General features: G+C 66.8%; 13 protein-coding genes. 6 read left to right on the top strand and 7 right to left on the bottom strand.

Features of this window, described 5'->3' with window-relative positions:
- Positions 1-2: 2 nt before the first annotated feature.
- The 3 genes from ACJH6J_RS21595 to sfnG form a co-directional block, all read right to left on the bottom strand.
- A complete protein-coding gene (locus tag ACJH6J_RS21595) occupies positions 3-1,520 on the bottom strand; it encodes a DUF6350 family protein (RefSeq protein ID WP_406804506.1) in 1,518 nt (505 codons plus the stop codon).
- Between the two features lie 76 nt (positions 1,521-1,596).
- Complete coding sequence (locus ACJH6J_RS21590; protein WP_061005734.1) at positions 1,597-2,541, bottom strand: DUF5336 domain-containing protein; 945 nt, start codon at positions 2,539-2,541, stop codon at positions 1,597-1,599.
- A 129-nt stretch (positions 2,542-2,670) separates the two neighbouring features.
- The gene (gene sfnG / locus ACJH6J_RS21585) at positions 2,671-3,801 is read right to left on the bottom strand and encodes a dimethylsulfone monooxygenase SfnG (protein ID WP_406804505.1); all 1,131 of its coding nucleotides are present in this window, start codon (positions 3,799-3,801) and stop codon (positions 2,671-2,673) included.
- Between the two features lie 185 nt (positions 3,802-3,986).
- On the opposite strand from sfnG, the gene ACJH6J_RS21580 reads away from it, so the two are divergent.
- A complete protein-coding gene (locus ACJH6J_RS21580; protein WP_212812984.1) occupies positions 3,987-4,838 on the top strand; it encodes an LLM class F420-dependent oxidoreductase in 852 nt (283 codons plus the stop codon).
- 80 nt (positions 4,839-4,918) lie between these two features.
- Here ACJH6J_RS21580 and ACJH6J_RS21575 read toward each other — a convergent pair whose 3' ends face one another.
- On the bottom strand, positions 4,919-6,448 hold the full coding sequence (locus ACJH6J_RS21575; RefSeq protein ID WP_212812986.1) for an acetyl-CoA acetyltransferase: 1,530 nt from the start codon (positions 6,446-6,448) through the stop codon (positions 4,919-4,921).
- A gap of 175 nt (positions 6,449-6,623) precedes the next feature.
- Here ACJH6J_RS21575 and ACJH6J_RS21570 point away from each other — a divergent pair, with 175 nt between their 5' ends.
- Together ACJH6J_RS21570 and ACJH6J_RS21565 are read left to right on the top strand one after the other, a co-directional pair.
- Positions 6,624-7,736 carry an ATP-binding protein gene (locus tag ACJH6J_RS21570; protein ID WP_346416180.1) on the top strand — a complete coding sequence of 371 codons (1,113 nt, stop codon included), beginning with the start codon at positions 6,624-6,626 and terminating at the stop codon, positions 7,734-7,736.
- Positions 7,737-7,739: 3 nt separating this feature from the next.
- Positions 7,740-8,825, top strand: coding sequence for a MarR family transcriptional regulator (locus ACJH6J_RS21565; protein ID WP_346416131.1), 1,086 nt, complete (start codon positions 7,740-7,742; stop codon positions 8,823-8,825).
- Between the two features lie 135 nt (positions 8,826-8,960).
- Here ACJH6J_RS21565 and sucD read toward each other — a convergent pair whose 3' ends face one another.
- Both sucD and sucC read right to left on the bottom strand, forming a co-directional pair.
- A complete protein-coding gene (sucD, locus tag ACJH6J_RS21560; RefSeq protein ID WP_020099021.1) occupies positions 8,961-9,863 on the bottom strand; it encodes a succinate--CoA ligase subunit alpha in 903 nt (300 codons plus the stop codon).
- Positions 9,864-9,878: 15 nt separating this feature from the next.
- Complete coding sequence (sucC, locus tag ACJH6J_RS21555) at positions 9,879-11,042, bottom strand: ADP-forming succinate--CoA ligase subunit beta (RefSeq protein WP_060999384.1); 1,164 nt, start codon at positions 11,040-11,042, stop codon at positions 9,879-9,881.
- Between the two features lie 269 nt (positions 11,043-11,311).
- Here sucC and ACJH6J_RS21550 point away from each other — a divergent pair, with 269 nt between their 5' ends.
- Complete coding sequence (locus ACJH6J_RS21550; RefSeq protein ID WP_133426604.1) at positions 11,312-12,406, top strand: M23 family metallopeptidase; 1,095 nt, start codon at positions 11,312-11,314, stop codon at positions 12,404-12,406.
- A 3-nt stretch (positions 12,407-12,409) separates the two neighbouring features.
- Positions 12,410-13,147 (top strand): hypothetical protein, encoded by a 738-nt coding sequence (locus ACJH6J_RS21545; RefSeq protein WP_406804504.1) that lies wholly within the window; start codon positions 12,410-12,412, stop codon positions 13,145-13,147.
- A 66-nt stretch (positions 13,148-13,213) separates the two neighbouring features.
- On the opposite strand, the gene pcrA is transcribed toward ACJH6J_RS21545, so the two are convergent.
- Complete coding sequence (gene pcrA / locus ACJH6J_RS21540; RefSeq protein WP_073694320.1) at positions 13,214-15,553, bottom strand: DNA helicase PcrA; 2,340 nt, start codon at positions 15,551-15,553, stop codon at positions 13,214-13,216.
- A 232-nt stretch (positions 15,554-15,785) separates the two neighbouring features.
- Between pcrA and ACJH6J_RS21535 the strand changes: the two genes are divergently transcribed.
- Positions 15,786-16,079, top strand: a complete 294-nt coding sequence (locus tag ACJH6J_RS21535) for a chorismate mutase (RefSeq protein ID WP_020099016.1) — start codon at positions 15,786-15,788, stop codon at positions 16,077-16,079.
- Positions 16,080-16,224 lie beyond the last annotated feature (145 nt).

Below are 16,224 nucleotides of genomic sequence, written 5' to 3'. Positions count from 1 at the left end.
GCCTAGTGGCCGTCGTCGTCGACGACGAAATGCGCCTCAGGGTCCTCGTCAGGGTCGAAGGCGACGTGCTCGCCGATGCGATCGGTAGTTCCGGACTGATAGGCCTCCGCCGGCGCCGGGGTCATGTCAGGTTCCGGACGCGCCGGTCGGCGCGGTGCGGCGGGTTTGGCCGCCGGCTCCGGCTCGGGTTCGGGCTCCGGTTCGGTGGCCTGCTCGAACGCCGGGCCGCCGGCGAAATGCGAGTCGTCGTCCCCGTCGTCCGCGGCCGCCGACACGTCACCGATCAGCTTCTCCGTCACGGGTTCGTCATCGTCGACGAACTCAGCCGGTTCATCTGCAGCCGGTTCCTCGTCCACGGGCGCCGCCGGCGCGACGGGTGCCGGCCGGGCCGGGCGGCGGGTCAGGCCGCCGGCCATGGCCACCGTGAGACCGCCGATGGAGATGAACCACAGGAAAACCGCAGGCCCGAACGTCGTCTGATCGACGCCGAGCTCACCGAAGTTGCCCAGGCGACCACTGCCTGCGACCGCAAGCAGGACCATCATCACCGCAGCCAGGAGCGACGCCACCGCCAACTTGGCGAATGCAATCGGCCACGGGGCCGGGCGCCGCGAACACTGCTGGCCCACCGCCACGGCCGAGGCCGCCGCGATGATCAGCAGCGCCACCCATACCGGGCCCAGCGGAGGCGACGGCACGGCGGCGAGTACCGGCACGGCGGGCACATCACCGCCGAGCACCGTGAAAGAACTGAACGTGGCCAACCCCACGTGCACGCTCGAACCGACGGCCACCGCGGCGGCGCCGACCATCACGTTCGGGATGTACAGCGCAGACAGCACGGTCAGGCTGAGCTGGCCGAACACCGAATCGGTGATGCCGAAGAGGTCGTGCATGGTCGACCAGTGCACGACCATCGAGCCGACCGCGACCAATCCCGACAGACCGAGCAGCGCCAACACGCCGGCGACGGCCCCGCGCAACGCCTCCGGGAGCCAGTCCGGCAGGTGCGCGTCGGTCAGCAGTCGTCCCTGCAGGCGCGAGCCGACACCGATGGCCGCACCGACCGCATGCACCGCCAGGACGCAGCCGAATGCCTGGAGGGCACTCGGGGTCTGCAGTTCCGTGAGCACCGACGACGCATCGTGGATCACCGCGATCGAGATCGCCGCGATCAGCAACGGTCCACCGAGCGCCGAGGCGACGACCCAGCGGACCACGAACCAGGACGCGCCCGGCCGCGTCGCTGCCGCCGTGGTGCGTGCCGTGCCCCAGACCATCGCCAGTAGCGGGGCCAGGGGCATCACGCCGAGTTCGGCACCGCCGATCGACACCGGCACGCCGTGCACGCCCAGCCACATGCTGGCCATCGCGCCGAAGGCACCGGTCAGATCGCTGTTGGCGATGACCAGCTGGATCAGCACCAGCGCGGCGATGATCGCCAGGGCGATGCCCGACGGGCCGAAAGCAACCCGAAGCAGGTCACGCGCCTGGCGCGTACCGACTGGTCGGTTATCCACTAGCTGGGTCACTCCTCGCGAGGTCGTCACCCGCCTGCCGCGAGTGCCCTAGCGATTATGACGAAGCCGCGCCCGATTACTGCGGAGCCGGGGGTTGCTGGAAGGTCGTCGTCGGCTCGGAGCTCGACCCTGTCGTACCCGGCGTCGTGCCGTACGACGACGATCCGGCGCCAGACTCCGAGGTCGACGGCGCCTGGCCGCCCGACTGCTGCGGGGCCGACGACTGGCCGGCCGACTGCTGCGGCTGGCCGAACGCCGGGAATCCGGTCGGCGGGGTCGGCGGACCCGAGTCGGCGCCGTGCTGCGACGCGCTCTGCGCACCGGTGTAGCCGCCGATGGGACCGTTCTGGGACTGCGGCTGGTAGCCGCCCTGCTGACCGTAATGCTGACCGGTCTGCTGGCCGTACTGCTGCTGCGGCTGCTGGCCGTAGTACTGAGCCTGCGGGTTGTAGCCCTGCGCCGGTCCGCCGTAGTTGTACGAATCGGACTGAGGACGCGGCGCCGGCGGCTGGATGACACCGGCGTCCAGCAGCAGCGCCGCGACGGCACTACCGGCCTGCAGCACCGACAGCGCCAGCACGACGTAGAGGCCCCACTCGACCTCGATGCCCTTGGGCGCCTGCACGATCTCGTTGATCACCAGCAGCAGGGCCAGCACCGCGAGGATGGCGACCCACGACTTGAAGCTCTTCTGCTTGGGCAGCAGGCTGACGCCCGCGAGCAGCGCGGCCAGCACGGCGACGACGATCGGCGCCTGGGTCAGGATGCTGCCGGTGCCTGCATCCAGGCCTCCCGCACCCAACTGGGGCGCGAAGTTGAAGCCGAAGATGAGCATGCCGAGCGCCGCGACCGCGGTGGTCAGGTACTCAGGCAGTTTGCTCGGGCCGGCCGGCGCAGCGGGCGCAGCCGGGATCTGCTCGGGCAGACGATTGAACTGCTGGGTCGGCCCGCCGTACTGGTTGCTGTACTGGCTGGGCTGCTGGGCGGGCGGGTAGCCGGAGTTACCGGGCTGGTACGTCATGACCTCTCCTGTACTGGTCGACTCGACCAACCACGCTAGCGCACTTCATTGCGGGTGCCCTGCATCAGTTCGGCCCACAGAGCAGCGTCCTGACCGGCCGCGACGGCCCCGAGCAAACTTGCCCACCCGTCACGCCGGGACGCGGATCGGCCCCTCTGCGGCGTCCTGTTCCGCCTCCTCGATTTCCCGCACCAACGGCAGCACCTTGGCTCCGAAGTACTCGATCTCCTCCTGGAAATGCAGGAAGCCGCCGAGGATCAGGTCCACGCCCCGTTTGCGGTAGGCAGCAATCCGTTCGGCGATCTGTTCCGGAGTTCCGATCAACTTGGTACGAAAACCGTCGTTGTACTGCACGAGGTCGTCGAAGCTCGAATCCGCCCACATGCCCTTCTTGTCACCGGTGGAGTTGCCGGCCTGCTGCACGGCCTGGCGGAATCCCTCGACGGCGGGCCGGTTGGCCTTCGCGACGATCTCCTTGAGGACCTCTTTCGCCTCTTTCTCGGTGTCGCGCGCGATGATGAATCCGTTCAGCCCGAAGCGGACCTCCCGGGCAACCTGACGGGCGTGGTCGCGGACGTCGACGACTTGCTCGGTCACGCCGTCGAAGTCCTTGCCGTTGGAGAAGTACCAGTCGGCGTAGTAGCCGCCGTTGCGGCGCGCCGCACTCGAGTTGCCGCCCTGGAACAGTTCCGGGTTGGGGCGCTCCGCCGTGTTGAGCGGCTTGGGCTTCAGCGTGAAGTCGTGGATCCGGTAGAAGTCGCCGCGGAAGTCGACGTCGTCCTCGGTCCAGATCTTGCGCAGCACCTGGAGGAATTCGGCGCTGCGGCGGTAGCGCTCGTCGTGTTCCAGCCAGGGCTCGCCCAGGTGCGTGAATTCGTCCTTGAACCAACCGGAGACGACGTTGACGGCGAAACGACCGTTGGAGAGGTGGTCGGCCGTCGCTCCCAGTTTCGCGAGCACCGCCGGCTGCCAGAGGCCGGGGTGAACGGCCGCAATGACTTTCAGCCGTTCCGTTGCCAGGAGCAGCGCGAGGCTGAAGCTCGTCGACTCGTGCTGATATTCGGCGCCGTAGCTGGCCTCGTACCGCACCTGGCTGAGGGCGTACTCGAAGCCGTTGTTCTCTGCGGTCTGCGCGAGCTTCTTGTTGTACTCGTAGTTCCAGTCGGTCCGCTGCTCGATGTCACTGGTCACCAGGCCGCCGCTGACGTTGGGCACCCAGTAGGCGAACTTGACGTGGTCGGCGATGCGTTCGGTCGTCATGGGCCCATGTGAACAAGCAAGCCCAGCCACCGTCGTGGGTAACGTTCGCGATGAAGTTATCTCCGGATCGGTTCACCGGCGCCCAGCGGCTGCACCGTGTCGGAAATTCCCAGGTAATGGGCCCACTTCGGCATTCTTGGCACCCACTCTTGCGCCCCATACTGAAACACGTTCTAATTCACCGTATGGACTACGGGCTCGTACTTTTCACCAGCGACCGCGGCATCAAGCCCGCCGCCGCCGCCAAACTGGCCGACGACCACGGCTTCACCACCTTCTATGTGCCCGAACACACGCACATCCCGATCAAGCGCCAGGCGGCCCACCCCACCACCGGTGACGAGACGCTGCCAGACGACCGCTACATGCGGACGCTGGATCCGTGGGTCGCGCTCGGCTCCGCCGCATCGGTGACGTCGCGGGTGCGGCTGTCGACCGCGGTGGCGCTGCCTGTCGAGCACGACCCGATCACTCTCGCGAAATCGATTGCGACACTGGATCATCTGTCCGGCGGCCGCGTCTCGGTCGGCGTCGGATTCGGTTGGAACACAGACGAACTCCAGGACCACAACGTCCCGCCGGCCCGCCGCCGCACCATGCTGCGCGAGTACCTGGAGGCCATGCGCGCGCTGTGGACCCAGGAAGAAGCCGAGTACGACGGCGAATTCGTGAAGTTCGGTCCGTCGTGGGCCTGGCCGAAGCCGGTCCAGTCGCATGTGCCGATCCTGGTCGGGGCGGCCGGCACCGAGAAGAATTTCAAGTGGATCGCCAAGTCGGCCGACGGCTGGATCACGACACCGCGCGACTTCGACATCGACGAGCCGGTCAAGCTGCTGCAGGACACCTGGGCCGCGGCCGGACGCTCGGGTGCGCCGACCATCGTCGCGCTGGACTTCAAGCCGGACGCCGACAAGTTGGCGCACTGGAAGAAGCTCGGTGTGACCGAGGTGCTGTTCGGGTTGCCGGACAGTGACGAGGCCACCGTGTCGGCGTACGTCGAGAAGCTGGCGAAGAAGTTGAGCGACTTCGGGATCTGAGGTTCTGCCGCGCCGAGATTGACGAATTGGTCGCTAATCTCTTGCAAGAACGACCATTTCGTCGATCTCGGCAACCAAGATCAGGCCATCACAGCCCGATTACCCTCGTCGGTCGAGGTGACGACGATCTTTGCGCCCAGCGGCTCGCCGTCGCACAGCAAGGCCATCAGTTCGGCATCGGTCGTGGTAGCCAGGAACCGGCTCCCGTCGGCGTCAAGGCGCCCGATGATGATGCCCGTGTTGGGAGTCCAGTCGTATCGGACGGTGTAGGTCTCGATGGTCGCGGGGCCGTTCGCATGCTCGGTGACGGCGATCGTCGGCCACGACGCGACCTCTGCGCACAATTCGGCGCTGTTGTCGGCGACCCAATCGGCAGGTTCGGTCGAATAGATGCCGACCGAGAACTTGCTGGCGATGCCGCCGTTCGCGCCCACCAATGCGAATTCGCCTGGGGCTTCCCGCATTCGGGTGACCGCTTCAGCGATGCCATGCAGCGAGTAGTTGTTTCCCGGGCCGCCGAAGTACGGCAGGCCGCCGGTCAATGTCAGACCCCGCGGATCGTCGGTCGCCAGGCCGACGCCGTCACAGATGTTGAACACCGGGAACGGGAAGCAGCTGTACAGGTCGAATGCCGAGACGTCGTCGATTCCAATTCCGGCCACCCGCAACGCTTCCTGCACGGCCAGCACTGATGCCGGGCTGGCACCGACATCGGTACGGTCGAGCAGCTTCTGCTCCTTCATGTCCGCATGACCACGCAAGTAAACCCACTTGGATTCCGGCACACCGAGTTTGCGCGCCGACTCCACGGACATCAGCAATGCGGCCGCACCCATGTTCACTTGGTCGCGGGCCACCATCAGCCGCGGGTAGGGGTCGCAGATCATCCGGTTCTTGTCGGTGACGGTCACCAGCTCGTCGACGGTGCGCTCCACCGGCGCCGACGAATACGGATTCTTGGCCGCGACTTTCGACATCGGGGCGAACAGCTCCCCCATCGCCTGTCGGTAGTCCTGCACGGACAGGCCAAGCCGTGCCCGCCGGGCGTTCTCCAAGAGGCCATACTGCACCGGCGCACCGATCAGCCCGTGCCGGACGGTGTACTCGTCGAAGATGCCGTCGTACCCGTAGCCGCGGTCCTCGAGCTGGCCGTCGATGGTCTCCGAGTGATCGGGCTTGTCATCCCGACCCTTGAAGTAGCGGATGCTGGACGTGTTTTCCGACCCCATGATCATCACGACGTCGGCGCGGCCGGCCACGATCTCGCCGGCGAATTCGGTGATCAGGTGTTGCGGGCTCTGCCCGCCGATGACTTCGAGCACGGCGCGGGCGGGATCAGCGCCGATGCGCTGCGCCACGGAGCGCGGGTAGTTGTTCGATTTGCCGAGCGGCGCCGGAACGTGGCCGGAGATCTCGAACTGCCGGGTGCCCGCGACTGTGTCGATAGCCGCGGCAACTGCGGTGACGTCGGCTCCGGTGTCCTGCAGTGCCGCCTGCGCGGCTGCCGCCGCGAGGTCGACCGAGGACATGCCGCGGTAGTCGGGGTCCTCAAGGCGCTCGGTGAACTGACCGACGCCCACGATCACCGGCGTACGCGGATCGACACCCATTACAAACCTCCAGACAACTGTTAATTCGACAGGCTAACCGATTGGGAGGCGACCGCGCATGACGGGTAGCTGGGCATTTACGCCAGAGCACACGTACAACAATTCAAACGTACAACTATCTAGACGTACAGCTAATTCGACGTACAATTGCCAGATGAATTGGCCCATCAGACCCATGTCCCTCGTGGTCGGCGGCGTCGTCCCGCCCGAGAACGTGGTGGGCCGCGTGCGCGAGCAGCAGGAAATCCTGGCCAGCCTGCCCGACGGTGGCGCTGCTCTCGTCGGCGACCGTCGGCACGGCAAGACGTCCCTGGCCCGACTCGTCGCGCACACCGCGCGGCTGCAGGGCCTGACGGTCGTCTCGGTCAGCGCCGAGCGGCAGACCTATGCCGAGTTCGTCACGGCTCTCGCCGCCGAGCTCGGCCGCGTCGACAACGCCCTGCGCCAGGAGGTCGACCGTTGGAAGGTCGCGGTTGGCACCGGGCCGTTCAAGTTCGAGCGGGTTCGCGCCGACGCCGCTCTCGACGATCTGTTGCAGCGCGCCGTCGCCCGCACCAAGGACGGCCCGTTGGTGCTGTTCATCGACGAGGTCACCGTGCTGGCCCGGAACCTCGAACGCGAAAAGCCGGGCGGCGGAGACGCGTTCCTGCACCTGCTGCGCCGGTTCCGCCAGGAACACTCCGGCCGCCTGGCCACCGTCCTGTCCGGTTCCATTGGCTTCCACCATGTCTCGGAAGACGCGCTCAGTTCGGTCAACGACATCCGCAAGGTCACGGTCGGCCCGATCCGCCACGACCATGCCACTTACCTCGCCGAGTGCCTGCTGCTCGGCGTGAACGTCCGGACCACCGACCGACATCTGGTCGCGGAATCCATTGCGGCGGCGGCAGAGAACGTGCCGTATTACATCCAGCACCTGGTCGCGGGCGCGGCACGAGAAGGGTCCGTCAAACCGGACCGCATCGCGGAGCTACTGTCCGCCGCCATCACCGATCCGCACGATCCCTGGGACCTGCGGCACTACCGCGACCGGCTGCGCAACTACTACGGCGACGACGCCCCTGCCATCGCCGGACTGCTCGACATCTACGCCCATGCCCCAACCCCGTTGAGTGTCAACGCAACACTGCAGTTCCTGAAGACCGAGGGCTCACCCATCACCGATCGCGACCAGTTGGTTTCGTTCATCGAGCGCCTCGAGCAGGACCACTATCTGCGTCGCGTCGGCGACGACGACTGCTTCGCCTCCGGCCTGGTGCAGTCGGCTTGGCGAGCCATGAGGCGGTAGGCCATGACCCACCCTGCGTTCTCACCTGGCACCGTCGACCCCGACGAACTCGACGCCCGCACCGTCGGCCGCGGGCCCCTGCTGAAGCGGTTGACGGATCGCATCGTCAGCTCCGCGCAGGACGGCTCCCGGCCGCACACCTTGCTCATCGCACCTCGCGGCGCTGGTAAGACCCACACGCTTCGGGTCGCGATCCATCGCGCGCTGAAACACCGCAAGGCCGCCAAAGCCACACTGCTGCTGACACTTCCCGAGGACGCCCTGGCCATCGGCAGCTATCCGGACCTGCTCGTCGAACTGCTGCGCACGCAGGGCTCGGAAATACTCGGACGAGCCCAGGAGCTTCGCGGCGACGCACTGGAGCTGGAACGGGAAATCCTCGACCTGGCCGCCGGCCGTATGGTGTTGGTCGCGATCGAAAACGCCGACCGCATCTTCGACGCCATCGGCGAGGCGGGCCAGGGCAGTTTTCGCGCCTGGGTCGAAACATCCACCGCCGTCTTGGTTTTCGCGACGTCTCCGGCGCTGTTCCCGGCAGTCTCGTCCCGCACCCACCCGTGGTACGGCTCGTTCATCATCGAGGAACTACCCGACCTCGCGGACACTGACGTCGCCGAGTTCCTCACGCAGCACGCCCGCGATCGCGGATTGGCCGCGTACGTCGAGACTTCCGAGGGGCGGACCAAGGTCGGCGCGACCGCCCAGATCATCGGCTGGTCACCGCGTAACTGGCAGATCATCGCCGAGACCGTCGACCGCGCCGCACTGGAAAGCGTCACTCCCGCTGCCGACGCGGTATTGGAACAGCTGACGCCGCATTATCAGCAGTTGCTGTGGCAGCTTCCGGCCGGCGAACAACGCCTGATCGTCGAACTGGCCCGCGCCGACGGCGCCCGCACTGTCACCGATCTCTCTGCCGCCGTGGGCATTTCGAACCAGTCGGCGTCAGCGGCGCTGGGCCGCCTCACGGCCGGCGGCTGGGTCCGCGCCGCCAAAGCGGACTCCGGCGACCGTCGCGCCACCTGGTACGACCTCTGCGATCCACTGCTCCGGCACTACGTGCACTACCGCGAGCGCCGCCAGCGCTGACGCGGCCAATGTGCAGCCAGAGCGCCCCACTGCCGGGATCTGCGATCTGTTTGCACACTCGCATCGTCAGCCGCATTCGCCGCGAAGCGCAACAGGCCCCCACCAGAAGGTGGGGGCCTGTTGCGCAGAAAGAAATTACAGCGACTGCAGGATCTCGCGAGCCAGCGCAGCGGTGGCCGACGGGGTCTTGCCGACCTTGACGCCGGCAGCCTCGAGGGCTTCCTGCTTTGCGGCGGCGGTGCCCGACGAGCCCGAGACGATGGCGCCGGCGTGGCCCATGGTCTTGCCCTCCGGAGCGGTGAAGCCCGCGACGTAGCCGACGACCGGCTTGGTGACATTGGCCTTGATGTAGTCGGCGGCACGCTCTTCGGCGTCGCCACCGATCTCGCCGATCATCACGATGACCTTGGTCTCGGGGTCCTTCTCGAACGCCTCGATGGCGTCGATGTGGGTGGTGCCGATGACCGGGTCGCCGCCGATGCCGATGGCGGTCGAGAAGCCGAAGTCACGCAGCTCGTACATCATCTGGTAGGTCAGGGTGCCGGACTTGGAGACCAGACCGATCGGGCCCTTGCCGGTGATGTTGTTCGGCGTGATGCCGACCAGCGCCTCACCGGGGGTGATGATGCCCGGGCAGTTGGGGCCGATGATGCGGGTCTTCTGACCCTTCTCGACGTTGTAGGCCCACGCGTAGGCGCTGTCCTGCACCGGGATGCCCTCGGTGATGACGACCAGCAGCGGGATCTCGGCGTCGATGGCCTCGATGATGGCGTCCTTCGAGAAGGCCGGCGGCACGAAGGCGATCGACACGTCGGCGCCGGTCTCCTTCATGGCCTCGGCCACCGTGGCGAACACGGGCAGCTCGATGTCGTTGCCGTCCTTGTCGACGTGCGAGACCTTGGTGCCGGCCTTGCGGGCGTTGACGCCACCGACGACCTGGGTGCCGGCCTTCAGCATCAGCTTGGTGTGCTTGGTGCCCTCACCGCCGGTGATGCCCTGGACGATGACCTTGGAATCCTTGTTCAGGAAGATAGACATAAGTTGTTGGCTCCCTTACTTGTTCGCCAGCTCGGCGGCTTTGTCGGCACCGGAGTCCATGGTCTCGGCCTGGATCACCAGCGGGTGGTTGGCCTCGGCCAGGATGCGGCGGCCCTCTTCGACGTTGTTGCCGTCGAGACGGACGACCAGCGGCTTGTTGGCCTCGTCGCCCAGCATTTCCAGGGCCTTGACGATGCCGTTGGCGACGGCGTCACACGCGGTGATGCCACCGAAGACGTTGACGAAGACGCTCTTGACCTGGCTGTCGCCGAGGATGACGTCCAGACCGGCGGCCATCACCTCGGCCGAGGCGCCACCACCGATGTCCAGGAAGTTGGCGGGCTTCACGCCGCCGTGGTTCTCGCCGGCGTACGCGACGACGTCCAGCGTCGACATGACCAGGCCGGCACCGTTACCGATGATGCCGACGGCGCCGTCGAGCTTGACGTAGTTGAGGTCGTGCTCCTTGGCCTTGAGCTCGAGCGGGTCGGTGGCTTCCTTGTCCTCGAACTCGGCGTGGCCGGGCTGACGGAAGTCGGCGTTGGCGTCCAGGGTGACCTTGCCGTCGAGGGCGAGGATCTGGTCGTCGGGGGTGCGAACCAGCGGGTTGACCTCGACCAGGGTGGCGTCCTCGGCGACGAAGACCTCCCACAGCTTCTGGATGGTCACGGCCGCGGCGTCGAGCACCTCGGCGGGCAGGTGGCCCTTCTCGGCGATCTCGCGGGCGAAGGCCAGGTCAACGCCCTTGACGGCGTCGACGGGCACCTTGGCGAGGCGCTCCGGCTTGGTGGCGGCGACCTCTTCGATCTCCATGCCGCCCTCGACAGAGCACATGGCCAGGTAGGTGCGGTTGGCGCGATCGAGCAGGAAGGAGATGTAGTACTCCTCCGCGATGTCGCTGGCCTCCGCGACGAGCAGCTTCTTGACGATGTGGCCCTTGATGTCCAGACCGAGGATGTTCTGCGCGTGCGTGAGAGCGTCCTCCGGGGTGGCGGCGTACTTCACGCCACCGGCCTTGCCACGGCCACCGACCTTGACCTGCGCCTTGATCATGACGGGCTTGCCGATCTCTTCGGCGATCGCCTTGGCGTCATCGGCGGACTCGGTGACCCGGCCCGGTGTAGTAGGGACGTTGTGCTTGGCGAACAGCTCTTTCGCCTGGTACTCGAAGAGATCCATGAGCTCTGAGAAATCCCGTTCTGTCTGCGTTGACGGTTGAATTCACTTCAGCATTGGGCCGCACTGGCTCGCTCGGCACTTTAGCCACGTACTAATGAGTAGCCAGCACCGCCTACTACCCATGTGGTACATCTCACCTGAGAGCAACCAGTGAGGCAAATCACAGTTCCCGGCCAATGACATCTATAGGTTGCCAATCGGTTCTGATTTTCAGTACCGTCATGGGCGGTCTCGGTAACGGTACGGTCACGGAGCAAAGGAATTTTCGGTTGGCTGAGCACGATTCGTCGGTAACTCCCCTCGGAGAGGCGACGAACGCCGGCAACACCGAGAACGCTGCCCGCACCACCATCAAGCTATCCCGCGCTGTGAGCCCTGCTGAAGTGACCGACATCATCCCGTTCAACGAGTTCGGTGACCTGCACGATCTGGACCTCTCCGAGAGCGCGTTCGACCGCGATTCCCGCGTCAACGCCGCCCCCGAGCTCGACGATCTGAACGACACCGACGACGAGACTCCCCTGACTCTGACTGTTCCGGCCGAATTCCGGCAGCCCGAGGGCGCGCAGCGCCTCTCCGCGAGCGCCTACCGCGACAGCCACACCGACACCAGCAACGGTCTCGACGACACGGACGTCATCGATCTGCGCGCGAGCCGTGGCACCCACCGCAAGCCTGAGCCCGTCAATGGCGTGAAGGGCCGCCTGGTCGCCGCCGCCATGGCCGTCGGCGCCACCGCCGCCGCCGGGTACTCGATGATGACCAGCGCCGACCAGCCGACCAGCACGAAGCTGGCCGCCGACCAGGTCGTCCGCGCGGACGGGTCGACCGGATCCTCGGACGGCATCCAGATCGTCAACGTCGAACCCGCCGCCGCGTCCGGCGCGGTGCACGCCCAGGAACTCGCCAACGGCGCGGCGTTCGCGCAGGAACGCGCCGAGCGCGAAGCCCGGCTGGCCCGCCCGCTGTTCGTGATGCCGACCAAGGGCGTGTTCACCTCCGGCTTCGGTTACCGCTGGGGCGCGCTGCACGGCGGTATCGACATCGCCGGCCCGATCGGTACGCCGATCGTCGCCGTCTCCGACGGCGTCGTCGTGGCCGCAGGCCCGACCGCTGGTTACGGCGCGTGGGTCAAGGTCCGTCACTCAGACGGGACCGTCACGCTGTACGGCCACGTCAACACCTGGGTCGTCTCGGTCGGCCAGCGGGTTTTCGCCGGCGACCAGATCGCCACCATCGGCAACCGCGGCAACTCGACCGGCCCGCACTGCCACTTCGAGGTGCTCATGGGCGGCAGCCAGCGCATCGACCCCGTGCCGTGGCTGGCACAGCGTGGCCTGAGCCCGGGTAACTACGTCGGCTGATCCGTGACGGACAACAACGCCGACGGGCCAGCCCAGACGCATTCGTCCGACCCCACCCAATCTTTCGGACGTCACTCTGACGACGAACCCAGAACGGGGTTGATCCGGCGCGCGCCGACGGGAGCCTTTCCCGTCACCGACGCACCGCCCACCAGCATCATCCGCCGCACACCCACTGGTTCGATACCCGTCGTCGACGCTCCTCAAACGAGTGTCATCGAGCCCGCGACCGGTCTCATTCCCGTCGAGCCCGCGACCGGCCTGATCCGGGCCGAGGATGCCCCCGCGACCACGTTCATCCCGGCCTCGGGCCCCGCTCCGGCAGCGGCTCCCGGTCCCGAGTCGGCTCCAATGCCGGCGCCGAAGCCACCGCCCGGGCCGTTCGCCGCCTGCGCCACTGCCACGGCCTGCATCTTGAGTGGCTGGGCGACGGCCGTCATCGCCACTTCACTGATCGCCGGGTGGTGGCGCACCGATCCGCTGTTCTGCGTCGCCATCGGCTTCCTCGCCGCCGTCGGCTGCGGCGCCACCATCGGCGGGCAGATCGCCGTCCTGCTGCGGCGCCGCACGGGCCGGGTCGTGGTGGTGGTCGGCGCCTTGGTGACGCTGGTGATCTTCGCCAGTTTGTTCGTCGCCGGGGCCAAACTGCCGCCGATCGTCTACGGCATCCCGGTGCTGCCGATCGCCAGCATGGTGCTCGCGATGCTGCCCGTTACCGGCCGCTGGTGCACCAAAACCTGACGCGCCGAAGCGAATCCGGCTAAAAATCAGCGAGATCGCACCGTCCGACTTTCGCGCGCGCCGACGCTAAAGCTTCTGTACCGGAGCGTGGTTGTGCATCAGTTTGACCCGGCCGGAGCTGCCGAAGTCGATGAGCGACATGGCCGATTCGCCGACACCACTGACCTCCTCGACGCGGCCCAGGCCGTACTTGTCGTGCGTGACACGGTCACCTGGCGAGAGCACCACCAGCGGCTTGTTGCGGTTCGGCGCCGGCCGCATGGGCGACGGCCGTCCACCACCGAGACCACCGCCCGATCCCCCGGACCCGTAACCCCGCGGCGCCGACAGCGATGGTGGCGGCTCGACGCGACGCCAGTCGATCAGCTCCTGCGGAATCTCCTGCAGAAAGCGCGATTCCGGGTTGAGCATGGGCTGCCCCCACGACGAGCGCACCTTGGCGCGGCTGAGGTACAGCCGCTGGCGCGCCCGGGTGATGCCGACGTACGCGAGCCGGCGTTCCTCGGACAGTTCGGTCGGGTCGCCGAGTGCCCGCATGTGCGGGAACATGCCGTCTTCCCAGCCGGTCACGAAAACCACGGGGAATTCGAGGCCTTTGGCGGTGTGCAGCGTCATCATCGTGACGACGCCGTCGCCGTCCTCGGGGATTTCGTCGGCGTCCGCCACCAGCGAGACCCGTTCCAGGAACGCGGCCAGCGCTCCGGTGTCGGGCACGTCCTCGTCCAGTTCCTCTTCCTGCAACGCCTGTGCGTTGGCGAGGTCGGTGCTGAATTCGTGTGCGACGCTGACCAATTCGTTCAGGTTGTCGAGCCGCGCCTGGTCCTGCGGGTCGCTGGACGCTTCCAGTTCGCGGCGGTAGCCCGTGCGGTCCAGCACCGTCTCGACCAGGTCACCCAGCTCGCCGTCGAGCCCGCCGCGCAGGCTGTCCATGAGCTCGACGAAACTGGCGATCGCCTTCTCCGAGCGGGAGTTCAGCATCGGCACCCGGCCCTCGGCGGCGGCCTGCAGCGCGTCACTGAAGCTGGCGCCGGTGTTCTCGGCGTACACCGCCACGCAGGCCTCGGCGCGGTCACCGATGCCGCGGCGGGGGGTGTTGAGGATGCGCCGCAGGCTCACCGCGTCGCCCGGGTTGTCCAGCACCCGCAGGTACGCGACGATGTCGCGAATCTCCTTGCGCTCGTAGAAGCGCATGCCCCCGACGACTTTGTACGGGATGCCGGCCCGGATGAAGATGTCCTCCACGGACCGCGACGAGTTGTTGGTGCGGTAGAACACCGCGATGTCGCCGTAGCTGTACTTGGTGTCGATACCGCTGCCCTTGGTGGTCAGCGTGTCGATCTCCTCGGCGATGAACCGTGCCTCGTCGTGTTCGTTGTCGGCGACGTAGCCGACGATCAGCTCGCCCTCGCCGGCGTCGGTCCACAGCTTCTTGTCGCGGCGTCCGGCGTTGCGGCTGATGACGCCGTTGGCGGCCGACAGGATGTTCTGCGTGGAACGGTAATTCTGTTCCAGCAGAATGGTTTTCGCATTCGGGAAGTCGCGCTCGAAATCCTCGATGTTGCGGATCGTCGCGCCGCGGAACGCGTAGATGGACTGGTCGGCGTCACCCACGACGCACAGTTCGGCGGGCGGGACGTCGTCGGCGCCTTCGGGCGCGTGGTGCCCGACGAGCTCGCGCACCAGCACGTACTGGGCGTGGTTGGTGTCCTGGTACTCGTCGACCAGGATGTGCCGGAAGCGGCGCCGGTAGTACTGCGCGATCTGCGGAAAGCTCTGCAGCACAGCGACCGTCTCGCCGATCAGGTCGTCGAAGTCCATGGCGTTCGCGGCCCGCAGCCGGCGCTGGTATTCGCCGTAGACCTCGGCGACGATCTTCGGCAGGTCCTCGTCGGCCTCCGACGCCTCCGAGGCCGCCTGCAATGGGTCGATAAGTTCGTTCTTCAGGTTCGAGATCGCGGTCGCGAGCATGCGCGGCGAGTACCGCTTGACGTCGAGGCCCAGGTCCTTGCCCACCATCATCAGTAACCGGCGCGAGTCGTCGGCGTCGTAGATGGAGAAGTTGGAGTTCAGCCCCGGCAGCAGCGAGGCCTGGTTCCGGAGGATGCGGACGCAGGTGGAGTGGAACGTCGACACCCACATGGACTTGGCGCGGGGGCCGATCAACTGGACGACGCGCTCACGCATCTCGGCGGCGGCCTTGTTGGTGAACGTGATGGCCAGGATCTGGCCGACGCCGACGTCGCGGTTGGCCAGCAGGTAGGCGATGCGCCGGGTCAGCACCGCGGTTTTGCCCGAGCCGGCGCCGGCCACGATCAGCAGCGGCGAACCCTCGTGCAGAACCGCTGCACGCTGCTGCGGGTTGAGGCCGTCCAGAAGCTGATCGATGTCGGGGGCTGTGCTCGTCATATCAGCTCAAACTTACCGCCGGGGTGCGACAAGCCACGCATTTCCCCGGTCGCTTCGGTCGCCTCTTTGCGCTGGCACCGGCCGGGATGGCACACTCGGAACGTGCTCAATGCGCAGCAGCGATTTTTCTACGGGTACCGGACGCCGGTACCCGGGGTTTAGCTGCTTCCCTTCAGCCCCGTGGTCCGCATCCGGATCCGGGGCTCGTTTGTTGTGTGAGGCCTGAATTCGGATGACACCAGAATCCACCAACAGCGAGGAAACCATGTCGACCGAAACTGAACTCCCCAACATCGACGAGCTCCGCCTGGAGATCGACGAGCTGGACGCCACCATCCTGGCGGCCGTCGCCCGTCGCACCGAGGTCTCCAAGATGATCGGCAAGGCCCGCATGGCCTCCGGCGGCACCCGGCTGGTGCACAGCCGCGAGATGAAGGTCATCGAGCGCTACAGCGAGCTGGGCCCCGAGGGCAAAGACCTCGCCATGCTGCTGCTGCGTCTCGGCCGCGGCCGCCTCGGCCACTGACCTCCGCTCACTGACCAAACTTCCCGCGACCAAACTTTGCGCGAGCGGCCGTGTCTGTACGGCGACACACCAACTTCGGTGTGTGGTTTGCGCACCCTCGCGCCTGGTGAGCGGCCGTGTCTGTACGGCGACACACCGACTTCGG

Source organism: Mycobacterium sp. SMC-18 (genome assembly GCF_045310895.1).
GTDB lineage: Bacteria > Actinomycetota > Actinomycetes > Mycobacteriales > Mycobacteriaceae > Mycobacterium.
The sequence above is the reverse complement of the archived record's forward strand: the minus strand, read 5'-3'. Positions and strand labels throughout refer to the sequence as shown.